The 23,208-nt window shown below is 59.3% G+C and carries 19 protein-coding genes, 2 tRNA genes and 1 riboswitch; of the genes, 11 read left to right on the top strand and 10 right to left on the bottom strand.

The window, feature by feature from the left end; genetic code table 11:
- Window positions 1–2: 2 nt before the first annotated feature.
- A tRNA-Ala gene (locus G5182_RS14785) sits at window positions 3–75 on the bottom strand.
- A 1,258-nt stretch (window positions 76–1,333) separates the two neighbouring features.
- Window positions 1,334–3,931, bottom strand: coding sequence for a glycosyl hydrolase family 18 protein (locus G5182_RS14780; protein ID WP_421254473.1), 2,598 nt, complete (start codon window positions 3,929–3,931; stop codon window positions 1,334–1,336).
- Between the two features lie 98 nt (window positions 3,932–4,029).
- A riboswitch (cyclic di-GMP riboswitch) is annotated at window positions 4,030–4,117 on the bottom strand.
- A 456-nt stretch (window positions 4,118–4,573) separates the two neighbouring features.
- On the opposite strand from G5182_RS14780, the gene G5182_RS14775 reads away from it, so the two are divergent.
- The 5 genes from G5182_RS14775 to G5182_RS14755 all read left to right on the top strand — a co-directional run bounded on the left by G5182_RS14775 (window position 4,574) and on the right by G5182_RS14755 (window position 10,696).
- A tRNA-Arg gene (locus tag G5182_RS14775) sits at window positions 4,574–4,650 on the top strand.
- A 207-nt stretch (window positions 4,651–4,857) separates the two neighbouring features.
- The gene (locus G5182_RS14770) at window positions 4,858–5,742 is read left to right on the top strand and encodes a DMT family transporter (protein ID WP_181269729.1); all 885 of its coding nucleotides are present in this window, start codon (window positions 4,858–4,860) and stop codon (window positions 5,740–5,742) included.
- A 105-nt stretch (window positions 5,743–5,847) separates the two neighbouring features.
- Entirely contained in the window at window positions 5,848–7,785 is a 1,938-nt protein-coding gene (locus tag G5182_RS14765; protein WP_421172960.1) for a methyl-accepting chemotaxis protein, read from the top strand.
- 497 nt (window positions 7,786–8,282) lie between these two features.
- Complete coding sequence (locus tag G5182_RS14760; protein ID WP_204481162.1) at window positions 8,283–9,731, top strand: OprD family outer membrane porin; 1,449 nt, start codon at window positions 8,283–8,285, stop codon at window positions 9,729–9,731.
- Window positions 9,732–9,868: 137 nt separating this feature from the next.
- Entirely contained in the window at window positions 9,869–10,696 is an 828-nt protein-coding gene (locus G5182_RS14755) for an SDR family oxidoreductase (RefSeq protein WP_216951930.1), read from the top strand.
- Window positions 10,697–10,787: 91 nt separating this feature from the next.
- Here G5182_RS14755 and G5182_RS14750 read toward each other — a convergent pair whose 3' ends face one another.
- Complete coding sequence (locus tag G5182_RS14750) at window positions 10,788–11,120, bottom strand: DUF1904 family protein (protein ID WP_421254472.1); 333 nt, start codon at window positions 11,118–11,120, stop codon at window positions 10,788–10,790.
- 88 nt (window positions 11,121–11,208) lie between these two features.
- Here G5182_RS14750 and G5182_RS14745 point away from each other — a divergent pair, with 88 nt between their 5' ends.
- From G5182_RS14745 to G5182_RS14730, 4 genes are all read left to right on the top strand, one after another.
- Complete coding sequence (locus G5182_RS14745) at window positions 11,209–12,111, top strand: TraB/GumN family protein (RefSeq protein WP_421254471.1); 903 nt, start codon at window positions 11,209–11,211, stop codon at window positions 12,109–12,111.
- A gap of 121 nt (window positions 12,112–12,232) precedes the next feature.
- Window positions 12,233–12,412 (top strand): DUF3149 domain-containing protein, encoded by a 180-nt coding sequence (locus tag G5182_RS14740; RefSeq protein WP_005338733.1) that lies wholly within the window; start codon window positions 12,233–12,235, stop codon window positions 12,410–12,412.
- A gap of 188 nt (window positions 12,413–12,600) precedes the next feature.
- The gene (gene smrA / locus G5182_RS14735) at window positions 12,601–13,182 is read left to right on the top strand and encodes a DNA endonuclease SmrA (RefSeq protein ID WP_421254470.1); all 582 of its coding nucleotides are present in this window, start codon (window positions 12,601–12,603) and stop codon (window positions 13,180–13,182) included.
- A 138-nt stretch (window positions 13,183–13,320) separates the two neighbouring features.
- Entirely contained in the window at window positions 13,321–14,799 is a 1,479-nt protein-coding gene (locus G5182_RS14730) for a carboxypeptidase M32 (RefSeq protein ID WP_421254469.1), read from the top strand.
- Window positions 14,800–14,931: 132 nt separating this feature from the next.
- Here G5182_RS14730 and G5182_RS14725 read toward each other — a convergent pair whose 3' ends face one another.
- The 6 genes from G5182_RS14725 to G5182_RS14700 all read right to left on the bottom strand — a co-directional run bounded on the left by G5182_RS14725 (window position 14,932) and on the right by G5182_RS14700 (window position 18,809).
- Complete coding sequence (locus G5182_RS14725; protein WP_203119549.1) at window positions 14,932–15,333, bottom strand: VOC family protein; 402 nt, start codon at window positions 15,331–15,333, stop codon at window positions 14,932–14,934.
- Between the two features lie 94 nt (window positions 15,334–15,427).
- The gene (locus G5182_RS14720) at window positions 15,428–17,059 is read right to left on the bottom strand and encodes a DUF7305 domain-containing protein (RefSeq protein WP_421254468.1); all 1,632 of its coding nucleotides are present in this window, start codon (window positions 17,057–17,059) and stop codon (window positions 15,428–15,430) included.
- A complete protein-coding gene (locus tag G5182_RS14715) occupies window positions 17,056–17,616 on the bottom strand; it encodes a PilW family protein (RefSeq protein ID WP_421254467.1) in 561 nt (186 codons plus the stop codon). The genes G5182_RS14720 and G5182_RS14715 overlap by 4 nt, the downstream gene beginning before the upstream one ends.
- Window positions 17,610–18,002, bottom strand: a complete 393-nt coding sequence (locus G5182_RS14710) for a type IV pilus modification PilV family protein (RefSeq protein ID WP_005358533.1) — start codon at window positions 18,000–18,002, stop codon at window positions 17,610–17,612. The genes G5182_RS14715 and G5182_RS14710 overlap by 7 nt, the downstream gene beginning before the upstream one ends.
- Window positions 17,999–18,418, bottom strand: a complete 420-nt coding sequence (locus tag G5182_RS14705; protein ID WP_203119555.1) for a GspH/FimT family pseudopilin — start codon at window positions 18,416–18,418, stop codon at window positions 17,999–18,001. The genes G5182_RS14710 and G5182_RS14705 overlap by 4 nt, the downstream gene beginning before the upstream one ends.
- 1 nt (window position 18,419) lies before the next feature.
- A complete protein-coding gene (locus G5182_RS14700) occupies window positions 18,420–18,809 on the bottom strand; it encodes a type IV pilin protein (RefSeq protein ID WP_421254466.1) in 390 nt (129 codons plus the stop codon).
- A gap of 407 nt (window positions 18,810–19,216) precedes the next feature.
- On the opposite strand from G5182_RS14700, the gene G5182_RS14695 reads away from it, so the two are divergent.
- On the top strand, window positions 19,217–20,755 hold the full coding sequence (locus G5182_RS14695; RefSeq protein ID WP_115544357.1) for an AlkA N-terminal domain-containing protein: 1,539 nt from the start codon (window positions 19,217–19,219) through the stop codon (window positions 20,753–20,755).
- Window positions 20,752–21,225 (top strand): methylated-DNA--[protein]-cysteine S-methyltransferase, encoded by a 474-nt coding sequence (locus G5182_RS14690; RefSeq protein ID WP_421254465.1) that lies wholly within the window; start codon window positions 20,752–20,754, stop codon window positions 21,223–21,225. The genes G5182_RS14695 and G5182_RS14690 overlap by 4 nt, the downstream gene beginning before the upstream one ends.
- Window positions 21,226–21,292: 67 nt before the next feature.
- Here G5182_RS14690 and G5182_RS14685 read toward each other — a convergent pair whose 3' ends face one another.
- Window positions 21,293–23,152, bottom strand: a complete 1,860-nt coding sequence (locus tag G5182_RS14685; protein WP_203119561.1) for a peptidase U32 family protein — start codon at window positions 23,150–23,152, stop codon at window positions 21,293–21,295.
- Window positions 23,153–23,208: the final 56 nt, after the last annotated feature.

The raw sequence follows: 23,208 nt of genomic DNA, 5'->3' as shown, positions 1-23,208 counted from the left end.
GGTGGAGCTACGCGGGATCGAACCGCGGACCTCTTGCATGCCATGCAAGCGCTCTCCCAGCTGAGCTATAACCCCAACTCACCTCGGTGCTGACGAAGTTATCTCCGGCAACGGAGGCGCATGATAGGCATCACCCGCTTTGCTGTCAACCCTAAAATAACCGCGACTGATTCGTTTAGTCAAAATTGCAGCAGTTCGCTGTTTTTACCAGCAAGGCACGTGCTATCTCTCTGTTTTATGTCACAAATTGGCTCAAGCACCTATAAAGGAGAGGCCGTGCAGCGAGCCTCTTTCCCCTTGCAACGCCCCCGCTCTCAGACCTCTCTATGGTGGCTGGTAATCAGCTTCTCCCCCGTCACCTCGGGAAAGCCTTTCCATAAAGGGCATTGCATTTGAAAACCCTTTCCATGATTTTTGTAAATTTACAACATAGAAAGTTGATCTGGCTCACAAATGACCATAGGATCAAACCGTGACCTAGGTCACATACCATAACCATAAATGACAGAGCGATGAGGTAAACCATGTTTGAGAATCTGGCAGTCCTGTTCCACCTGCGCGGTGCAACCACCAAGAACGGCGTTGTAGAGAAAGATGCCTATGCCCCCTCCACCCGTGAATACTACTTCCGCTACGGCAAATAATTGCTGAAAGCCTTTCACGGAAAATGTAATAAAACAACAAAACACATCATCACACAGCCCTTTCGAGGCGCTGTCCTGTCCGGGCCAGATGTTCCACGGCCAAACCTGAACTCCACCAAACAAGAATGGGGCCCGCAGGCCCCATCTTTTATTGCATCGGCTCATTGCAGGATCTCGGCCTGATCCAGGTATGACACCATGAAATCCCCTTGCCGGGAGCGCTGGCTTGGATAACACCAGCATCCGGGAAGCTGGCTATGATGCTTGCCATCCTTGTTCAACAGCCAAATGCCGTCGATTAGGTACTGCATGAAGGGACAGCATGACGACGGACAGAGATTTAAAAAGAGCAAGCGAAGTTGAGCAAGCCCTCATCCTGGCGATACCGACCCGCTGGCCTGTCTCGCCAACAGCGGGATGCTCGCCTCTTGGGCAACCTGAAAATATTCGGCCGCAGACTTTCCAGCAGTGTAATTACAACAGCGGAAAGGTTACCACGAATCAGGTTCACACCTTATCAGAGAGCAGTGCAGCCATCACTTGGGGAGAGCCTTCATGCCGGCACCACAAGTCGGCCTGACCGGATACAAGACAGAGCAGAAAAAGAGGGATTGGCAGAGCAACCAATGTTCAGCGCCGCGGGTTGCAAAAGCGGGGCATGACCAGCATGCCCCGCCACAACTCAAGCCTTATTTACAGCTGGCGGCCCCCACATCCTGCCAGACGTCGTGTTTGCCGGGCTCGTTGCCCTTGGTCCAGTATTGCGCTTTCCATTGACGGCCATTATGGGTGGTGATCTCGCCACCGTTGTAAGCTACATTGGCATCCCAACCCAGTTGCACCTTGCTCACCAGCAACCACTGATCCGCGGTACGGCTCGGTTCGTTGCCCTGAGTCCAGTACTTGGCCTGCCACACCAGCTGGTTGTGGCTCACCTTGTCACCGCCGTTGTAGACCTTGCTCGCCTGCCAGGCAGGCCAGTTGGCGGCATCCGGATCAGTGGCCGAGCAACCGCCACCACCGCTGACCGGCTTGACCGTCAGACGGGTGGCGGCACTGGCATCCAGCGCGCCGTCGGAGACGGTGAGGCTCAGGTCATAGGCGGTATCGCTGGTAACGTTCGGACCGGTGACCACCAGGGTGGCACTGTTCTGACCGCTGGCGGTGAGGCCGGCCGGTACCGTCCACTGATAGGTGAGCGGATCACCGTTCGGGTCAGATGCGGTCGCCTTGAGGGTCACCTGCTTGCCGGATTCCACGGAAGCGGTAGCCGGCAGGCTAACCAGTGGCGGCAGGTTGGGCTGCGGCGCCTTGTTGGTGACCACCACCTGATCGCGGGCGGTGAGGTTGTGGTCGTCGGTCACTGCCAGCTCGAACACCAGATTGATGTCGGCGGTCACCGCATCGAGTACAACCCGGGCCTTGGCCTGAGTGGCATCCAGCAAGGTGGCCTGCGGGCCGGAGACCTGCTTCCAGCTATAGGTGAGGGCGCCATTTTCCGGGTCGTGGGACGCGGAGCCGTTCAGCGTCACCTCGGTCGGGCCGGTGACACTCAGATCGCTGCCCGCGTTGGCCACCGGCGGCTTGTTGGCTGGCGGAGTGGTTCCCTCGCCGTGACCCAGACCCTCGTGCATGGCATTGAGGATGTCGCCGTTGTCGGCATCAATCTCCCAGGAGAAGAGGCCACCCAGCTTGTTGGCCAGCACATACTGCCCCTTGGCCTTGACCGAGCGGTCGTTGTCATAGGTGATGAGATCGCCGGTCGAAGCCTTGAACAGATAGGGAGCCTCGGCCACCTCGTCGTAGCTCTTCTCCCAGCCACTGCCCATACGGTTGTTGACGATGTCGCGGTAATCGACCACGCCATCCTCCCAGGTGCCTTTCACCTTGCCGGTCGCCTTGCCGGTGAAGGGGTTGTTGCCCTGATAGCCGCTCACGCCAGTCCAGCCACGGCCATACATGGCGGCACCGACCACCAGCTTGCCGGGGTCAACCCCCTGCGCCAGCAGCTGATTGACCGCCTTGTCGGTGGTGTACTTGGTATCGGGGTCCCAGCTCGCTGCATAGAGGTTGGTCTGGTGACCCAGCTCGGTGTTGCTCCATGCGCCGTTGTAGTCGTAGGTCATCATGAAAATGTGGTCCATGTAGGGCTGGGCCGCCTTGTAGTCCACATCCTGGATCTTGTCGCCCCCCGCTCCAATGGCGGAAGTTAGCTCATACTGGCGACCAGTCTCGGCCTCCAGCTCGTCGAGCATGGCCCGCAGCTCCTTCATCAGGGCCACGTAGGTGGCACCATCACTCGGGCTGCCCAGTTTCGGGTTGGCACCCTGTCCGCCCGGGTACTCCCAGTCGATATCCACACCGTCGAAGAACTTCCAGGTCTGCAGGAACTCTTTCACCGAGCCGACAAACACATCGCGCTTGGTTTTGTCACCGAGGAAGTAGAAGGGATCGGAGAGGGTCCAGCCACCGACCGAGGGGAGGATCTTGAGATTCGGATAGGCCTGCTTGAGCGCCATCAGGGCGCCAAAGTTGCCCTTGTAGGGCTCATCATGGGCGGTGAGGTTGCCTTGCGGCATCTGGATGGCGGCCCAAGGATCGTGCATCGCCACCTTGAAGTCGGCCCGGCCGGCACACGCCCGTTGCAGTGCCTGGAAGCTCCCTTCGATCTCCTTGAGGCTGTCGTTGAGGCCATCCCCACCGCAGATGGGGGTGAAACCATAGAGGATATGGGTCAGGTTCTGGGCCGGGATCTTGTCCACTGTGAACTTGCGGCCATAGACTCCCCACTCCACATAGTAAGTCCCTACAACCTTGCCGGACTTGTTGGCGTAGGGCTTGTTGTTCTCCTGCAGCGGAGCCTTGAGTGGCGCCAGATGGCTGCCATCGGTATCGGCGACCACGATCTCCTTGGCATCAGAGAGGGTACAGCCATCGGCGTTGCACAGCGCCACCTGCATCTGGTAGCGCCCCCCTTTCTTCACCTTGAATTTGGCGCTGCCCGCTGCGGTGGAGGGGCCGGACCACACCTCCTGACCATTGAGCAATACCTTGGCACTCTGGCCCAGATCGCCGCTCCAGAGGTTCCAGTTCACCTCCACATCGGCGGCATCCTTCACCTTGACCAGATTGTTGTAAGAGGTTGCCGCCTGATCGACTTCCACAATGGCAAATTTGGTGGGACCCCAGCCGATGGTGGGTTTGCTCGGAGCGGCCGCATAAACGCCGGATGAGGCAAGCAGGGAGCCGACCATCATGGCCAGCAATGTGGGTTTTGGACTTAGCATATTGTTTTCCTTTACGTTATGGACAAACGAAAGGGCGACACAACACGACAGACAGCACAAACACGACTACCCCTTGGCAAAGGCAGTCAACATAACACTGTGGTGGCCCCGCTATCCCAGATCAACAGCGCCTTTAGACCGGAGGCTTTGCGTCCCGACTTTTCAATCGGTTTGCCCTTGTCACAACTTTATTTTCGGCGATAACTAATCGCGAATTAACTCTATGGCAATTTATATAACTAAGCAAACAAGACCATTCCAAACCCGCTACTGGCCGTACCTGACGCTGAGCCATAGCTTCATGATTCATCTTTAAAATACAAGGGAGCATTGGCCATGATTAATAGCTACCAAACTGATTAAGCTAAATATTTCACTAAAACAAAATAAAACGACAAAAGCTCAATACCTGTGGCACAACACAACAAGAGGTAGCCATACCTCACGGCAACAAGTGAATTAAAAGTCAATTTATTGCATACCAGTATCTTCCTCCCCCCACCCCTTCTTATTCAGACACCACAAACTTGTTTATCTGCCCCCCAGAGCACAAACGTACAATCCGGCCAGAATGTAAGCAACTGGATAAACAGACATACGCAGTTGTTTATTTTTATTGGCATTTTTATATAATGCCCGCACGTCCCAGTGGCACAGCTGGATAGCGCGCGCCCCTCCTAAGGGCGAGGTCGCAGGTTCGAATCCTGCCTGGGACGCCACCCATCATCCCCTTTTCGCATTCACTCATCTCTTTGGCGATTCGTTCGACGTCCAGCAGCACTCTGCTTGCACCATCAAAATTCTCACCAAGTCACAAGTAATTGTATTCACGCGGCATTCGGCATCTCTCCTCTCTCTGATAGACTGCTTTTTTTGGCTGAGCCCTACGGCAAAGCCAGCAGCTTCATCTTGCAAAGGAGTGTTGGATGTCCGGATGTTCCTGGTGGGATAGATCCACCGGTTTTGCACTGCTGACCATTGTGCTGTGGGCCTCACTGGCGGCGCTGACGTCACGGGTCACCAGCGTGTCACCACTGGTGCTGGTCGGGCTGGTGCTGTTTTTCTGCGGGGTCGGGGCCTTGCCGTTTTGGCGCCAATGGCGCGCTCGTCCTATTACCTGGCTGGTGACGGTTACGGCATTGCTGCTCTACCATCTGCTGCTCTTTATGAGTTTTCGCCATGCCCCGGTGCTGGAGGCCAACCTCATCAACTACCTCTGGCCGCTCTGCATCATTCTGTTCACCCCGCTGTTGTTGCCCGGCCATCCACTCCATGCCCGTCATCTGCTGGCTGGCGCCTTTGGTCTGGCGGGCTCCATGCTGGTGATGGTCAATGGCGAGCTGCAACTGCAACAGACCTATCTGCCGGGATACCTGTTGGCGCTCGGTGCAGCTGTCGTCTGGGGGGCCTATTCGGTGCTGTCACGCCGTCTGCCACCGGCACCTGCCGTGGTCACTGCGGCAGCCTGCCTGCCCGCTGGTTTGCTGGCTCTGCTGCTCGCCCGTCTGCTGGAGGGGCCCCTGCCGCTCGCGCAGATCCCCACCAGTGACTGGTGGCTGATCATCGGGCTGGCGCTGGGCCCCATGGGGGCGGCCTTTGTGACCTGGTATCTGGCACTGCGAGACGGCGATCCACGCCGGATCGGTGCCCTTGCCTACCTGACACCGCTGCTGAGTACTTTGCTGTTAGTGGCATTGAACGGAGAAGAGCTGACCTCGCGCCATCTGCTGGCCGGTGCACTTATCATGGGAGGCGCCCTGCTCGGTATGCTGGGCCAACGCAACAGAGCTCAGGCATCCCCAGCCAGTTAAGTCGGTAAAATAGGGCCACCTGACCATGCTGTCATAAAAACGCCATCATCCCTGTTTAGGCTCGGGCCACGCTCCCCCATGGTCTGTGCTGACAGGAATTACCCCGTGAAAATCGCCCATTACGCCACCCTATCCTCCCTTGTTTTGTTACTGGTTGCGGGAGGACAGGCGCTGGCCCTCTACCACGGCTGGCAACAGCTTGCCCATGCCAATCAGGCCCAGCATCAGCACGAGACGCTGCAACAACTGGTGACGGTGACCCTGCAAAACAGCCTGCGTGACTACCTCAACAGCGGCGATCCACAGCAACTGACCGCGGCAGAGAAGATCCGCCAGCAAGCGCTCTCCTCGCTGGCCGCTCAGGATGATGCCGTGGCGGCCCCGCTCAGACAGCAACTCAAACAGATGGCGCAGCGTATCGCGCACGACTATCAGGCCGCAGGCAAGCTCTCGGGCAACAGCCAACTGCTGCTGCAAAATGCGGAGAGTGAGCTGGGCAGCCAGGCTATGGCGCTGATCCGCTATGGGGAGCAAGGTGCCAGCACGGAACAATCTGCCGCAGCACAGCAATATCGCCGCGGTGCAACCGAGATCCTGGCGGGCCTGCCGCGCCTCGCCCATTTGCGCCAAAGCTATATGGAACAGGGCAATGAGAAGCTGCTCGAAGGGATCCGCTTCGAGCTGGAGGCACTGCAAAAACAGGCCCAAGCGCTGCAAGCCTTGCCGCTGCTCGGCCTGTATGAAGAGGTGCCCGCCGATGAGTTCACCCTGGGGGAGCCGGTACGCAAGGAGCTGGGAGATCAACCGCGCAGCGAATTACGCTCGCTGCTGGGCCGCTATCCGCAGGAGCTGGCCAACAGCCGCACGGCGCTACAACAGCAACAGGCTGGCCGCCAGACCGTGCAGCAAGACATCATGGCCATGTTGCAAGCGACCAGACAGATGGGGGAACAACTTGCCCACGAGCGGCAAGCCGTCAATCAGGAGCTGGCCACCATCCTCGGCACGCTGGCGCTCTGTCTGGTGGTAGTCGCCCTGCTGTTTGCACTGGTGCAACGACGCTGGCTGCTCGCTCCCTTGTTGCGACTGCGCGGAGCCTTTCTGCAGCTCGATCAGACTGGGCAGGCCGAGCCGTTATCTGCCGGGCGTGATCGCAACGAGCTGGCCGATATCGTTGCCAGCTACAATCGGCTGATCGGTCGCCTGCAGCAGGATCAACAACAGAAAGAGGGGCAGCTGTCTGCGGTATCCCTCAGTCTGAAAGGAATGGTCAGCCAGGTTGACGAGATCCACCACAGCACCCGCACCACCGAGCTGGTAGTCGACGAGAGCGGTCAGATGATGGATGAGCTGAACCAGCTGGCCGGAGAGGTCCATCAGGTCGCCGCCGACATCGCCCGGCATGCCCACCATAACGAACAGGCGATGAGCCAGAGCGAAGATCTGGTGGGCAGCATGCTGCACGCTACTCGTCAGACCGGGCTGGCAATTGACGAGAGCGATGAGGCGCTGGAAGCCCTCACCCGCTCGGTTGCCGATGTGACGGACATTGTCGATGTCATCAGTCATATCGCCCAGCAGACCAACTTGCTGGCCCTCAACGCCGCCATCGAAGCGGCCCGTGCAGGGGAACAGGGGCGCGGCTTTGCCGTGGTCGCCGATGAGGTGCGCCACCTCTCGGCCAATACCCAGCAATCCCTCAACCAGATCACCGAGATTCTGCGGCGTCTGACCCAATCTGGTGAACAGCTTGGCACCGTGCTGAACCGGATCACCAGCGAGTCAAGCCGCCAACGGGCACAAGCCGAGCAGTTGCGCCAGACCACCCAGGCGGTGCGGGAGATCGCCCGCAACACCGCAGTGATCGCCCTGCAGGGCGCCGACAATGCCAAAAGTCAGGAGCACAAGCTGGCCAGTTTTGCCGATTTGATCGCCCGTATTCGTCAGCAGGCCTGTCAGGTAAGCCAACTCTCGGTGCAGGTCTCGTCCCATATCCACCATCAGGCGCAACAGATCCCCCGCATCCTCGGCCAGCAAGGCTGACCCTATTCGCCCCACATCCCCACCAATTCACTTTCCCTCGACCAGAGGGAAAGTTTTTTTGTAGCACAAAATTATATGTTGCCTGCAGGTTAACAGCTTCCCTTCCCCCGTATCTGATGAAAACCCGCACCGGCGCTGGCCACACCTCCAAGAAAACGCTCTCATTACCGTGATACCGGCCATGAGGCTGTTTACGACCTTGCCCATGATTATTTGCACTCGGTCATACTTTTGAAACGTTGAGGGAACTTTTCATTGATATTTCGCACCGCGAACGTACTCTTGGAGTTGTCCGATAGCCAAGAATCGGAACAAAAAAAACAACATGTGATGATCAGGACTGCCAACTACAGATGTGCCAAGACATCCGGGTTTGCAGATAACCAAGAGAAGATTTTTTGCCCTTCGGGGTTTTGATTGCAATGCCAATACCGAGCGGTAGGCCCGATGCCAGCTGCCGGAAAAAAGCTAAGTCCATAAAATCAGGAGCAATAAAAATGGAAAAAGTGATCTTCAAGCGCGCCGCTTTGAGTGCCGCTGTGGTAGCCGCTCTGGTCGCCCCCGGCATGGCGTTGGCAGCCCAGGATATGATGAGCCCGGAATATGGCCAGTCCTATGAAACCTTCGTAAAAGACTCCAAACTGACCGGTGGCCTGTTCTACTTCCAGCGTGATCGTCAGCGCATCGATGGTGACCCGACTGCCGCCAAGAAAGAAGGCAAGTACCAGTCCAACCTGAGCCATTCCACCGTCCAGGCAGCTCTCAACTTCAACTCCGGTTATGCCTGGGACACTGTTGGTCTGGATCTGGGCGGCTTCGGTGCCTATGACCTGGCCGTTACCGAAAACCATCCGGTCAACCAGGAGAACGAATTCTCCTTCGCAGGCAACTCCTGGGGCAACAACTACAAAGATGGCTCTCCCGAGGGTGGCTTCAGCCTCTCCAACGCAGCTCTGAAGCTGAAATTCCTGGACGGCGGTGTGACTGCCAAGGGTGGTTACACCCAGCTGTATGTCCCTGGCCAAATCGGTGTTAACTGGTCCTATCAGCCGGGCACCTATCGTGGTGGTCAAGTCGAAGGCAACTTTGGCGGTCTCTACCTGACCTACGCCATCGCTGACGAGTACAAGGCCCCCTGGTACAAAGAGACTCAGGTCTTCTCTCGCGCCAAAGCGTGGATGGATCCGTTCGCTGATGAAAACGTCATCGACTATATCCACGGTATCGCGGCTCGTTACACCTTTGAAAATGGCACTGCCGTGACCGGTTCTTTCGGTCAGTCCGAAGGCTACATGGACAGCTACCACTTCAAACTGGCTCACAAGTTTGACGTACTGGGCGGCCTCGCCACCAGCTACCAGTTCTACGGTTCCGAGACCGAGACCTACACCAAGGGCGGCTCCCAGATTGAAACTTACGACGGCCTGGCATGGCAACAAGCACTGACCGCTGCCTGGAACTACGCCCAATACGGCTTCCGTCTGGAAGGTCTGTGGACCAAGGCTGAAGGTGCGGAAGGCAACTACCTGCCCCGTCTGACCCGTGGCTACGCCAACTCCCAGGGCGCCAACGAAATTTGGTGGGATTCCCGCTCTGACTGGAACGCCAACAACGAAAAAGCACTGTTCTTCGGCGTGACCCGTTCTCTGGATGATCTGGTTGGTGCGCCGGGCTGGGCTGTCGGTGTATCCGGCGCCTACGGTTGGGATATCGAAAATGGCCAAGGCAAGAAAGCAGCCAACGGCGAGGATACCGAGTGGGCCGTCAACTTCGATGTCAGCTATACCGTGCAGGATGGCAAGCTGAAAGGCACCCTGTTCAAACTGCACTACACCGACTACAACAACGACATCAGCCAGGGCGGCGGTTGGACCGATTACCCCAACATCTTCGCCTCCGAGCACGACGTCAAGTTCCACATCATCATGCCGCTTACCTTCATGTAATCAGGCAATACGATGTCAGCAAACCGGGCCACTTGGCCCGGTTTTCTTTTTTCCGGTTGGCAGGCTAACATGCGAGCCGGATAAGGGTTTTATCCACTCACCAGCACGCTTTTGTCAGCAGTCACAAGGACGCCATCATGCCCCGTTTTGTTTTGATCACCGGTTGTTCCAGCGGTATTGGCCTCGCCGCCGCACAGGCGCTGGGGCAGCACGGTTTTACCGTGATCGCCTCGGCGCGCAAGGCGGAAGATGTGGCCCGTCTGCAGCAACAGGGATTGCTGGCAGTACAGCTGGATCTGGCGGATTCTGCCTCCATCGAGCTGGGTGCCAGTGCGGCGCTCCATCTGGCAGGCGGGCGCCTCTATGGCCTGTTCAACAATGGCGCTTATGGCCAACCCGGGGCGCTGGAAGATCTGCCCACCGAAGCGCTCAGGGAGCAGTTCAATACCAACCTGTTTGGCTGGCACCATCTGATCCGTCAGGTGCTGCCGCCGATGCTGGAGGCCAAAGAGGGACGGATAGTGCAGAACAGCTCGGTTCTGGGACTGGTTGCCATGAAGTATCGCGGCGCCTATAACGCCAGCAAGTTTGCGCTGGAAGGTTATAGCGACACTCTGCGCCTCGAACTGGCGGGTAGCGGGGTACATATCAGCCTGATTGAACCGGGCCCCATCGATACCCGTTTTCGTGCCAATGCTCGCAACGCCTTCCTGCGCCACATCGATCCGGCCCAGAGCCGTCATCAGTCGGCCTACCGCCAGACCCTGACGCGGCTGGAAAAAGAGGGGGCCACCAGCGGCTTTACCCTCTCGAGCGAAGCCTGTATCCCTCCGCTGCTCCATGCGCTGACCCACGCCCATCCCAAAGCGCGCTATCCGGTGACCACTCCAACCCGGCTGTTTGCCTTCCTGCGACGGGTATTGCCCACTCGCTGGCTCGATAAACTGCTGGCCAAATCGGCCTGATCCCGTGATGGGCGACAAGCATCCTGCCGCCCGGATTGAGTTAGCTGTATAGCGGCGTAATCCAATCCGCCAACCTGGTTTGCCCCACTCTTCAATAGTGCTCGCCATTGCTGTAGTAGGCACTCTTGACCAGAGGGATCACCTGCACCACCACATAGATCTGCTCCCCCAGCACCCGTTTCAAATGGCGCGTGATAAGGCGCGCGGCGGCGTCCTGCATCTCTTGTGGCCGCTCGAACCAGTGCAGATCGACAAACGGAAAACCCGTCTCTGGCTCACCGTTGCGTATCCAGCAACTCTCCACCCGCTCCATGGTGACAAACTCCGGCTTGCCACCGGTCAGCTCGCAAAGCTCGGCCAGCAGCGGGCCACTCACCTGTTGCAGGGTATCGAGCGTCACGGCGCGAAAACGAAGATGGGGCATGGCAAACCTCTTGGTTATCTGAAATGAGGACTTATCATAGGGGTTATTGTCAGCAAGAGAAGTCACCCGGCGCATATTAAGGATCCCCATGAGATTTCATCGCACCCTCTTTGCCTTCCTGCTCTGCCTGCTGCTACCGCTGCACGCCTTTGCCGATCCCGCCTTCTATCGGGTGAGCAAGGGCAACCAGCAACACTGGCTGCTGGGCTCCATCCATGCGGGCAAGCCTGCCCTCTATCCGCTGCCCGAGCCGGTGGAGCGGGCCTGGCTGCAGAGTCGCGCACTGGTGATGGAGGTGGACATGAACAGCATCACGCCGGATCAGTGGCAACAGACCGCCTCCCTCACCCGACTGGTGGATGGCAAACCGCTCAAGGATCATCTGCCTGCCGAACTCTATCAACGCACCCTGATGGCGGGTGCCCACTATGGCATCGACGAGGCTACCCTCGCCACCCTGCGCCCCTGGTTTGCCGCCATAACCCTGACCCAGGCCGCCATGGCCCGCTCCGACTTCAAGAGTGAACTCGGGATAGACCAGCACTTTGCCGTCCGGGCCGCCAAAGAGGGCAAACCGGTAGTGGGTTTTGAAACCCTGTTGGAGCAGCTCGGTTATCTGGCCAGCGTGGGTGACAACCAGACCCTGATGCTCGCCAGCACCCTGGATGAGCTACCGATGCTGGAGAGTGGTTTCGCCGCCGTGATGAAGGCGTGGCAGCAAGGGGATGAGGCGACGCTTATCAATCTGCTCAAGGAGGAGATGGCTCCCCCCGCGCTACAGAGCTGGATGGAGCAGACCCTGCTGGCCGAGCGCAACCACAACTGGCTGAAGAAATGGTCCACCCTGCCCAACGAGAGCTTTATCGTGGTAGGCGCCCTGCACCTTTACGGCGAACAGGGTTTGCTGGCGCTGCTGGAGCAGCAGGGGTGGCACATTACTCCACTCACCACCCCTAGCCCGGCACAGGCTCAAGAACAAAGAGTCCAGTGAGAACGATCACAGATCGCACTGGTCATTAAACAACCTGAAAGGGAGTTGATCGGGATCATCCCGGACGGGACAAAGAGGTATTTATCATACCTGTCATCAACCGGGTGACAGGAGCAATAAAATGGACTTTTGGCTGGACCTGATGTTTGGCAACAGCGTGGGATTGATGTCGATGCTGGTGATTATCGGCACCTTCTTGCTCATCAGCTCTTACGCGGCCTACTTCATCTACAAGGTGATGCACTCGCAACCGCCTCATTCACAGCAACCCCATTCTCAACAGCCCAAAGAGGGAAAATAATCCTCTGACCACAGGCGGCAGCTCACACTGACCGCCTGTACTGCTTTATGGTTCGCGACTGTGATTACCGGGCCAAGCTGCACTGGTATCCATGCTGGGCCTCCCTTATCCCCCTCCCCCTTTCCCCGTTTTCTGTGCCGGTTGCGACCGTTATAATGACCCCCACTTTTTCTTATGGGGAGCCTGCCGTGTCTCATAACGACGAACTCTCGCTATTTATGAATGAAGTGGCCGACGTGCGGCCCATTCGCAGCGACAACATCCATCCCCATGCGGCCAAATCCGCCCCGACCGAGGCGCAGCTCGCTCGCCGTCAGGCTGCCACAGCCGAGCAACTCGCCCTCGACCACCTCACCATGGAGGCCATCGAGATGCGCGATCCGCACGAAATCATCGGCTTCAAGCGTGATGGGGTGCAGGAGGGGGTCTACAAAAAGCTGCGGCTCGGCAAATACGAGCTGCAGGCCAGCCTGGACTTGCACCAGAAAACCCTCAACGAAGCGCGCCAGACGCTGGTGCAGTTCATTGCGGATTGTGAAGCCCGGGATATCCGCTGCCTGCTGATCCTGCACGGCAAGGGGGAGCGCAGCACCCCGCGTGCCCTGCTGAAAAGTTATGTGAGCGCCTGGTTGCCGCAACTGCCCGCCGTCATGGCGATCCATAGTGCCGAGCGTCGCCACGGCGGCAGCGGTGCTCTATACGTGCTGCTGCGTAAAAGCGAACGCAAAAAAGCGGAAAACCGCGAACGGCACCAGAAGCGACTCGGCTAATCCGCGTTTCGCTCCCACGTCTTTTGCCCGCCAGCATGAAGGTGTTCAACTATACAGCGGCGATGTTAGCATCGAACGGCCCCGATCATGCCAGGTACGGGGCGGCATACCATCAGGGACGATAACAAGGACAATCCCATGTCATATCAAAAGCTTGAACAACATCAGCAGCAGATCCACCGCTTTAGCCACCTCGCCGCCATCTGCGGCTGGGATCAGGCGGCCATGATGCCGGAAGGGGGCAACGATGCCCGCGCCGAAGCGATGGCCGAACTCGGTCTGCTAATCCACCAGAAGCGCACCGCTCCCGAGCTGGGCGACTGGATTGCCAAGGCCGAGAGCGAACCGCTCGATGAAGTGCAACGTGCCAACCTCGGCGAGATCAAGCGCCAGTGGCAAGATGCCAGCCTGCTGCCCGGTGAGCTGGTCGAAGCGCTGTCGCTCGCTGGCAGCAAGTGCGAGCACGCCTGGCGCAACCAGCGCAAGAACAACGACTGGGCCGGGTTTACCCCCAATCTCGAGGAAGTGGTGAAACTCTCCCGTGACGTGGCGCAACTGCGGGCCGATGCGCTTGGCGTGCGCCCCTACGACGCCATGCTGGCTCTCTATGAGCCGGGCATGACCAGCGCACGGCTCGATCAGATCTTCGGCGATCTGGCCAGCTGGCTGCCGGCTCTTATCCAGACCGTGAGTGAACAGCAGAAGGGCGATGCCCTGCTGCTGCCGCAAGGCCCCTTCCCCATCCCGACCCAGCAAGCGCTCGGTCAGGAGGTGATGGGGCTGCTCGGCTTTGATTTCGCACACGGCCGCCTCGATGTGAGCAGCCACCCCTTCTGTGGCGGGGTGCCGACCGACGTGCGGATCACTACCCGCTATAACGAGCAGGAGTTTGTCTCCAGCCTGATGGGCATAGTGCACGAGACCGGTCACGCCCGTTACGAGCAGGGGCTGCCGCGCCATCTGCTGGGTCAGCCGGTGGCCGAGGCCCGTTCCATGGCGATCCACGAGAGTCAGAGCCTGTTTTGCGAGATGCAGCTGGGGCATCATCCGGCCTTCCTCACACTGCTGGCGCCACGCATTCGTCACCACTTCGGCGAACAGGCGGCGTTTGCGCCGGACAATCTGGCCAAGCTCTACAGCCGGGTCGAGCCGGGCTTTATCCGGGTCGATGCGGACGAGGTGACCTATCCGGCCCACGTTATCCTGCGCTACGAGCTGGAGCGCGATCTGGTGGAAGGGAAGATCGAGGTGGCCGACATCCCCGAGCTGTGGGACACCAAGATGCAGCAGTGGCTGGGACTCTCCACCAAGGGTAACTACCGCAATGGCTGCATGCAGGATATTCACTGGACCGACGGCTCGTTCGGCTATTTCCCGAGCTACACCCTGGGCGCCATGTATGCCGCCCAGCTGCGCTTTGCCCTCGAGAAAGAGCTGGGCAGCATGGGTGAGGTGATCGCGGCGGGCCGCCTGCCGGAGATCTTCGGCTGGCTCGGACGCAACATCTGGTCACAGGGGAGCCTGCACAGCACCGACGAGCTGGTGCGCCGTGCCACCGGTGAAGCGCTCAACCCGCACTGGCTGCGCCAGCATCTGGAACAGCGCTACCTGAAGTAATGAGCGCAGCAAGCTAACAGCAGAACGGGGCCCTTTTTAGTTGACCACTACAGGGCCCCGTTTTTATGGCGGTTCATTTTTATGGCGGTGCATGGCACAGCACGCCACCACCATGCTGTAAAAAGAGAAAATTCAGAGAGGATCAGGGGCACCCAGCAACTCGCGCAGTTGCAGGATATTGCCCTCCGGGTCGAAGGCGTTGCGCACCACAAAGCCGGGCCCTGTCCACTGCTGCGACAACAAACCGCCGCCGAGATCCGCCGCCTTCGCTTCTGCCCAGGCGAGGCTGGAGACGGTGAAGAACAGCTTGATGGCCCCCTCTTCCCGCAATCCCGGCGGCCTCTTGATAACGACCTGCCCGGCATAGGGCGCAGGAATGGCGTGGATCAGCAGCTGGATATCGCTGTTTTCCAGCACTACCAGCTGCTCATCCTGACTACAGACCACCATCTGCAGCAATGTACGATAAAAGTGGGTCAGCAGGCCCGGATCCTTGGCATAGATCAGGGCACCGGCACGAGCGGGGCCTGGCATGGAGCACTCCTCAACAGTGAACGACTGGGTGGACAGATCTCCACCATCTCACAGTTGCGCGCCCCATTCGATCCTTTTTAGCGGCTCGCCAGCCTCACTGCACAAAGTGCCACTGCCGCAGTGCCAGTGTCGGAGGCAGCCCCTGATCGTCCCCCAGATCTGCCATGCCCAGCGCCTCGTCATAGTGCACACCACCCGCGCCACTCTCGGTCAAGTGTTTTGCCCGCACAGCCCCGTACAGACCGCCACTTCCGCTGATCTGCATCTCGGTCAGCGGGGCATAGAGGGCGGCATAGAGCGGCGTATTGCCCGACAGCTTGATCCCATCCTTGCCGCTATACGCGGAATAGAGGGAGATAGCAGGCGTACCGCCAGTGGTCAGCCCCTGCTTGGCTGCCGTCACCTCTGCACCGGCCCCGAGATCGACCTTGCCGCTGACGATCAGGGTCAGACTACTGCCCTCGCTCACCGTCAACTTGTTGCTGCCAGTCATGGTGAAATCCTTGTCGATCAGCAGCACCACATCCCCCTTGATGGTGAGACTGGCATCGGCCCTCATATTGAGGCTCTCGAGCTTGTAAACGGTCTGCTCCTTGCCAAACAGCTCCCCCTTGCCGGGTAGCGGCAGCCCAGGCTTATGCTGGTTGCTGCTGGTGACCGAGCCAGTGGAGGGATCTGTGGTCAGCACCATCTGCTGGGTGGCGCCCAGCGTCAGCGGGCCATTGATGGGCAGCGTTGCAGGGGGGAACGATTTGGGCAGCGCGGCCACATTGAGCGGGTCACACACCTGCCCGGCCACAGGCGGTAGCTTGGGATGAGTTCGGTATTGGGGATCCAGATACTTCTGATGCTTGGCATCAAGGAATGCCCCGTTCCCACCATAGTTCAACTTGTCGCCAGCAATGCTTGTGCCATGACCCATAGAAACATCACCATTGATCGCAACAGCTCCGGCAATATGCCCCCCTTGCAAGGCAAAATTTCCACTCCCGTTTACGCTGCCCTCAACCCTGACGACACCATCAGAAGGAGAAATGGTGATGTCGCCACCAGCAAGTACATTACCCGCAACAGGTGAAGAGCCGTTCAAGGTCACCGAGCCGGTCGCCCGCACATCACCCCAGATGGGGGAGTGCCCGGCGAGCACTACATTGGCCTTGTCGCTGACGGTCGCCACCTTGGCGTTTTGCCCCTGATTAAGAGTCCCGGAAACAGACTCCTTGTACGCCCCCTTGCGCGAGTCATAGCTGTCGATAAAACCGCTCCCAGAGAGGCTCAACCCTTCACACGCCACCACCGAATCCTGAAAGATGAGATTGCCGGGCTCGCGCTTGAGAGCAAACAGCGCGTTGAGGCTGGCATTGCCCTCCAGATAGCGGCCATGGCTCTGCAACGCCAGCTTGCTGCCTGTGGAGGCATCCAGCTGATCGATGCTGAAGCGGCTGCCCGCCATGGCTCCTTCGCCATTGCCAGGCACCTTCTGCACCAGTTGAGCCCACTCTATCCGCGGTTCGGCGCCAAGCGCCTGATGCAGGGCTCGATAACTCTCGTTCATCCCCTGCTCGGCACTGAGCTGCGCATTGATCTTCTTGTGAAAATTGCCGCTCAGGCGAGTCTGCAACTGGTTCTCCTGAATGCTGGTAAACACCAGCAGACTCGACAGCAGGCTCACCACCAGCACCACCAGCAGTACGGCTCCCTGCTGCCCCTGCAATCCCTTGTTCATCCCGCTCCCCCTGCTGTGGCGTTGGCACCGGATATCGCCAACGCTGCTGCCCAGACCGCCTTGCGGCGGGCCACCTGCACCTCTACTCCCGGTGCCAGATAGCTCGGCAGCCCTTCGGGCAAGATGCGGATATTGACCAACGCACCCTGCTGGCCGAATTCAAGATCCTGAAGATGGGCCAGCAACAGGCGCGGGCCATCTCCGTCATCGCAACTGAGTACCGGCGGCGTGAAGCGGTACTGCTCGGTAAAATCGGCGGTTTTCTGGTTGCCAAGGCAGGAGAGCACCGGACTGCCCCCCTCTACCTTGAAGGCCAGCGTCAGGCGATCAGGGGTGACCGCTATCAGCTGATCCGCCTGCTTGATGCTGTTGGTAAAGGTGAGAGTGGCAAAGCGCAGCACTTCGTTCGCCTGCTCCAGCGCCTTGCTCTGTTCGACCGTACTCTTGATCGGGGCGTAACCGGCAAAAATCGCCAGCATCAGCATCAGACCGAGCACCATGGAGATCATCAGCTCGACAAGACTGACACCTCGTTGCCGGGAGGGAACGCTCAGCATAAAGGCGGAAATCCTGCGTTCAGCTCCACCCGCTTGGCGCCGGAGACCCGCTCATCCTGCCACTCGATAGCGACCACAAAGTTGTCGCTATAACGGTTCGGTAGCACCAGCCGGTGGCCATCCTGCAGGGTGAAGCGGGCAAGAAAATCGGCCTGGGTGAACCGCTCGGGCTTGCGCTGCACTTCACACAGCGAACTCCAGATCTGCTCCACGCTGTTGCTGGCCTCGATCGTGGCCAGCGTGCTCTGCAAGCTGTAATGCGCCTGCTGCAACGAGACCACCTGCCCCTTGGCGAGACCGAGAAACACCATCACCGCCAATACCATGGAGACCATGATCTCCACCAGATTGAAACCCTGCTGGCGGGCAAGTGCGGCGTGTCTCATGAGCAGCTCCCTTGCAGCAGCTGGCCGCTTAGTGCCACGCAGAGCACCCGCTGCTCACCGAGGCGATTGGCCAGAGTGATCTCGGCGTGGCTGCTGCTGCCGGTTGGCGCGATCTGGATGGGGTCAAACGGCTTGATCACCACGCCGCCACCGGGAGCCGATGCCTGACGCAACCGCTGGCTGTCGGCCATCACCTCCCAGCCACCGTTCTCGGTGCCCTGCAGCACCACCGGCAGGGTCAGCTTGACCGCTTCGCTGCGGGCAAAGCGATAGGCAGACGCGAGTTCGGTCGCACTGCGATCGAGCCGTTCGGCCGCGAGGCGCTGACTCATGGAGGGCAACCCGACCAGTAGCAAGATGGCGGCGATGCCGACCGTGATCATCAACTCAATCAGGGTAAATCCGCGCACATTCATTTTATGATCCCCAGCAGTCATGGCGATTGGCCGCGCGATAACCGGTCTGATCGAGGGTCAGAGTGCCGCACTCATCCTGTTGTCGCGTCGTTGGAATAGCTTTGAGCAGGTAGTCGCCAGCATCTTGCTGGCTGTAGCTGAACTGGTAGAAATCCGTGTTGGAAGGGGTGGCAAGCGTGGCGGGATAACGCCCCTGTTGGGTATAGATACGTTCGAGGGCGAGCGCCTGCTCCAGCAATTGCTGCTGCGCTTCGTAACGACGTCCCTGTTGCAGATAACCCTGATACGCTGGCAACGCGATGGCCGCGAGAATGCTGACAACCGTCATGGCGATCAACAACTCGGTCAGACTAAAGCCCCGGCAATGGGGCCATGCCTTACAGTCGTTCACTTATCATCCTTGGCAAGTGTTGTTATTGGTCGGCCTAAGGCCGTAGATGTGATGACTTAATAATCATCAAAAATTAACTGACTCGATTGAACAACACAAAATCGCCACACTCAATGTAAAAAAGATAGTTATGTGATCTGTTATTAATTTTTAAGCAGTTTTCGCCGCCACTAATCTCGCTAAGCAAATAAAGCTAGGCCAATCGTGCCTACGACCCGTCCGTTATGCCCCTTCTGTCGAGCCGCGATACATGGACAACAACGGAGCGAAGAGTGAAACCCAACCGTGCAACGAAAGAGTAAAATTAGCTTTCGCCAATTTTTGCTATCCCTGTCCGTTTCTGGCTAGTCACGGCCCCCGAGCCCCCTTACTCTTTTGCCATCTATTCCAGCAAAGCCGCCAACACCATGAATGCAAAGCCAAGCCCTGAGTCGTCACCGGATGAGGTGATCAACACCCTCAGCCGCGAGCAGTGCCATGCCGCACGGCTCGCTCGCGACGCTCGCTTTGATGGCCGCTTCTTTACCGGCGTGCTCTCGACCGGCATCTACTGCCGGCCAGTCTGCCCGGCACGGCCACCCCACGAGCACAATGTGCGCTACTTCCAAAGCGCCGCAGCTGCCGAGCAGTATGGGCTGCGACCCTGCCTGCGCTGCCGCCCTGAGCTGGCCCCCGCCGCCCGTGGCGATCTGCCGGTTGAACTGGCTCGCCTGCTGGCGCGTATCGATCGCGGCGAGCTGGCTGAGGGCACGCTCGTTGAACTCGCCGCTGAGGCCGGGATCAGCGAACGCACCCTGCGCCGCCAGTTCGAGCAACATCTCGGTGCCTCACCAAAACAGGTGGAGCAGACGCGCCGCCTGCTGCTCGCGAAACGACTGCTGACCGAAACCGGGCTGCCCATCACCGACATTGCGTTTGCCGCCGGATTTGCCAGCATCCGTCGCTTCAATGACGCCTGGCTCAACGCCTACGGACTGGCCCCGCGCACCCTGCGCCAACAAGAGGATCATGCGCTAGAGCACATGAGCGATCAGCCGCGCGGCGCAACCCTGACGCTGCAATTGCCCTATCGCCCCCCGTATGACGTATCGGCCATGCTGGCGTTCTACCGGCTGCGGGCAATCCCCGGGCTGGAGCGGGTAGATGGTGAGGTGTATGAGCGGCGCTACCGGGTCGGCGATCAGGTCGCGCTGGTGCGTATCGCGCAAGGCAAGGGGCATAGCCTGCAGCTCACCGTCCATGATCTGCCGCTCGCGGCACTGCCCGATCTGCTCTACCGGGTGCGCCGGATGTGGGATCTCGATGCCGACATGCAACGGATCGGCGATCAGCTCGGTCAGGATCCGCTACTGGGACGTTTGCAGACACGCTGGCCCGGCGTGCGGCTGCCGGGTGGCTGGGACGAATACGAGGTGATGCTGCGCGCCATCGTCGGCCAGCAGGTCTCGGTCAAGGGGGCCATCACTATACTCGGGCGACTGGTGGCGCGCACCGAGGCGCAATTCGGGGTGGCGCAACTGCCGACCCCCATCCAGTTGAGCGAACTCGATCTCGACGGTATCGGCATGCCCGGCAGCCGTATTCGTACCCTGCGGGGCGTGGCACAGGCACTGGCCAGCGGCGAGCTGACCCTCACGACAGCCAGTGACGAGCAGTTGCTGGCGCTGCCGGGCATAGGCCCATGGACGGTCTCTTACTGGCGGCTGCGCTGCGGGCTGGATACCGATGCTTTCCCCGCTTCCGACCTGGTGCTGCAAAAGGCACTCGGCGGCGGCACCAAGCTGCCGGTAAAAGAGGTGTTGGCGCAAAGCGCAACGTGGCAACCGTGGCGCAGCTATGCGGCCAGCTGGCTGTGGCACGCCATGAGTGAAGCGCCCAATTTTCTGATCCATGCCACTAGCAACGAAAACCAGCCGGATAACCAACAACAGGAGATAGCCCCATGATCCGCTACGATATCCTGCCGACCCGCTGCGGCGATCTGCTGGTTGCCATCAATGAATCTGGTCTGGTGCACGTGGACTTTGTGGCGGGCCTGCGGGCACTGCCCGATATGAGTGGCTGGCAGCAAGATCACGAGGCGCTGGCCCCCTTCCTCGCCGAGTTTGACGCCTATTTTGCCGGTCGCTTGCAACGCTTCTCCCTGCCCCTTGCCGCCCGTGGCACCGCCTTTCAGCAGACGGTGTGGCAAGCGCTGTGCGACATCCCCTATGGCGAGACCCGCAGCTACAGCGATATTGCCCGCGCCATCGGCAAATCCGATGCGGTGCGGGCAGTGGGCGCGGCGAACGGCCGCAATCCGCTCTCGATCATCGTCCCCTGCCATCGGGTGATCGGCCAAAACGGCAGCCTGACCGGCTATGCAGGGGGATTGGAGATCAAAAAAGCGCTGCTGGCGCTGGAGAGGGGCAATTAAAGGAGGGTAGGCAGAGAACCTGCGATAAAAAATTGCCCCTTCCCGGATGGAGAAAGGGGCTCATTGATCAGCGTTTCAGGCTGCCCATCACATGCATTTCGCAGCGGTTACAGTCAAAACGCAGGCGGAAGGTGTCTTTACCCATCTTGAGTTCCAGCGGCTCGGCCTTGAGACCGGGCACCTCGTTCGGGCAGAGGTTCTGGCTATAGCGGATGCAATGCTTGGTGATCATCAGCACCACTTCCCGCTCCTCCTTGTTCGCCTCATAGGCGGGAGCGATGCGCTCTACCCCGTGTTCGCGGAAGAACTGCTCGGCCGCGCTGTTCAGCACATTGCCAAGGTAGGAGAGACGGTGCTGGGGATAGTTGATATCCCGTAGGGCGATGCGTCGCTCGGGGCGCTGGTAGCTGGCCACCCGTGCCGCCTCCAGCGCGGCGATGCCGTCCCGGCGCAAACCGTTGAGCTGTGATGCGGCGATAAATAGCGGCCTCGTTACTACCAACTCAATCTTGCGCGCCACAAACAGGGTATTGCCTAGTTTGCCAAGTTGATCCCGCGCCTGCTGCAACGCCCGCTCCGGGTTGTCGGCAGGCTGTTTGTCGCAAGGCAGGGTCACCGCGGCACTAATGCCCTGCTCGTCGGTGAGCGTGAGGATCACGCCCTCATCGCACTCAGCCAGCACCATATCGACCCGGATGCGGCGATCTGCGCTGGCCTTCTCCAGCATCTTGCTGAAAGCCTGATCGTGGTTGCGGTAGATTTCTGTCCCCACCTTCAACCCCGGCATACGTTCAGACAGGAGTAACTGCTTACCTTCGACCTTGTTGAGGCGCATCCCCACCAGCTCGTTGTTCGGCTTGAAGAAGCCCAAACCGTCGCCGTTGTTGAGGGTGACCTGTTTGCCATCAATCTCGATACCGTCACGGGTCACCTTGGTGACACGTCCCAGCGGTTCACCCACATATTTCGGGCTTTTGGTGGAGTCGATACCCTGATGACGGCCATGGAGGAAGTAGTCTGTGCTGCCGCGGTTGAAACTCTTCTTGGGGTCAGGCGTGAAGCTGTAGCGGCAACGACCCGCCGAGGCAGCGACCAGATCGGAGCGGCTATCCAGAATGGCGTCCAGCTTCTGGCGATACCAGGCGGTAACGTTTTTAACGTAGTCGAGCCCCTTGAGTCGCCCCTCGATCTTGAAGGAGCGGATCCCCGCCTCGATCAAGGCCTCCAGGTTGTCTGTCTGATCCATATCCTTAAGTGACAGCAGGTGGCTGTCGGCCACCAGTACTTCGCCATCCGGCTTTTGCAGCGAGCAGGGCAGACGGCAGAGCTGGGCACACTCACCACGGTTGGCACTGCGGCCGGTACGGGCATGGCTGATGTTGCACTGGCCGCTGTAGGAAACGCAGAGCGCGCCGTGGATAAAAAACTCCAGCTGCACATTGGTCGCCGCACTGATCTCGCGGATCTGCGCCAGCGACAGTTCGCGCGCCAGCACCACCTGAGAGAAGCCCACATCCTGCAGAAATTTCACCTTCTCCGGCGTACGGTTGTCGGTTTGGGTACTGGCATGAAGCGCGATGGGTGGCAGATCCAGCGCCAGCAGCCCCATATCCTGGACGATGAGCGCATCGGCACCGGCTTCATAAATTTGGTGGGTCAGGCGCCGGGCCTGCTCCAGCTCATGATCGTGCAGCAGGGTGTTGAAGGCGACAAAAACCTGGGCGCCGAAACGGTGGGCGTGACGTGCCAGCGCTTCGATATCCTCAATGGTGTTGCCTGCCGCACTGCGGGCGCCAAAGGCTGGGCCCCCCATGTAGACGGCATCGGCCCCATGGTTGATGGCTTCGATGCCGTAGGCGAGGTTCTTGGCCGGAGCCAGCAGCTCCAACCGGTTGTTGTGGCTTAACGGGTGCTTGTTCTGGTGCATGGTCTCGGGATCAGGGCGGACAGCAAATGGGCGCTACTCTAGCCCATTCACCACCC

This window comes from Aeromonas sp. 600948 (assembly GCF_049174875.1).
Taxonomy (GTDB): Bacteria; Pseudomonadota; Gammaproteobacteria; order Enterobacterales; family Aeromonadaceae; genus Aeromonas; species Aeromonas veronii_A.
This window is presented reverse-complemented; position numbering and strand designations above follow the sequence as displayed.

Bases quoted from the DNA above. Each gene is read 5' to 3' on its own strand.
- G5182_RS14780 (WP_421254473.1), bottom strand. From the start codon at position 3,931: ATGCTAAGTCCAAAACCCACATTGCTGGCCATGATGGTCGGCTCCCTG.
- G5182_RS14770 (WP_181269729.1), top strand. From the start codon at position 4,858: ATGTCCGGATGTTCCTGGTGGGATAGATCCACCGGTTTTGCACTGCTG.
- G5182_RS14760 (WP_204481162.1), top strand. From the start codon at position 8,283: ATGGAAAAAGTGATCTTCAAGCGCGCCGCTTTGAGTGCCGCTGTGGTA.
- G5182_RS14755 (WP_216951930.1), top strand. From the start codon at position 9,869: ATGCCCCGTTTTGTTTTGATCACCGGTTGTTCCAGCGGTATTGGCCTC.
- G5182_RS14750 (WP_421254472.1), bottom strand. From the start codon at position 11,120: ATGCCCCATCTTCGTTTTCGCGCCGTGACGCTCGATACCCTGCAACAG.
- G5182_RS14745 (WP_421254471.1), top strand. From the start codon at position 11,209: ATGAGATTTCATCGCACCCTCTTTGCCTTCCTGCTCTGCCTGCTGCTA.
- G5182_RS14740 (WP_005338733.1), top strand. From the start codon at position 12,233: ATGGACTTTTGGCTGGACCTGATGTTTGGCAACAGCGTGGGATTGATG.
- G5182_RS14730 (WP_421254469.1), top strand. From the start codon at position 13,321: ATGTCATATCAAAAGCTTGAACAACATCAGCAGCAGATCCACCGCTTT.
- G5182_RS14725 (WP_203119549.1), bottom strand. From the start codon at position 15,333: ATGCCAGGCCCCGCTCGTGCCGGTGCCCTGATCTATGCCAAGGATCCG.
- G5182_RS14720 (WP_421254468.1), bottom strand. From the start codon at position 17,059: ATGAACAAGGGATTGCAGGGGCAGCAGGGAGCCGTACTGCTGGTGGTG.
- G5182_RS14715 (WP_421254467.1), bottom strand. From the start codon at position 17,616: ATGCTGAGCGTTCCCTCCCGGCAACGAGGTGTCAGTCTTGTCGAGCTG.
- G5182_RS14710 (WP_005358533.1), bottom strand. From the start codon at position 18,002: ATGAGACACGCCGCACTTGCCCGCCAGCAGGGTTTCAATCTGGTGGAG.
- G5182_RS14705 (WP_203119555.1), bottom strand. From the start codon at position 18,418: ATGAATGTGCGCGGATTTACCCTGATTGAGTTGATGATCACGGTCGGC.
- G5182_RS14695 (WP_115544357.1), top strand. From the start codon at position 19,217: ATGAATGCAAAGCCAAGCCCTGAGTCGTCACCGGATGAGGTGATCAAC.
- G5182_RS14690 (WP_421254465.1), top strand. From the start codon at position 20,752: ATGATCCGCTACGATATCCTGCCGACCCGCTGCGGCGATCTGCTGGTT.
- G5182_RS14685 (WP_203119561.1), bottom strand. From the start codon at position 23,152: ATGCACCAGAACAAGCACCCGTTAAGCCACAACAACCGGTTGGAGCTG.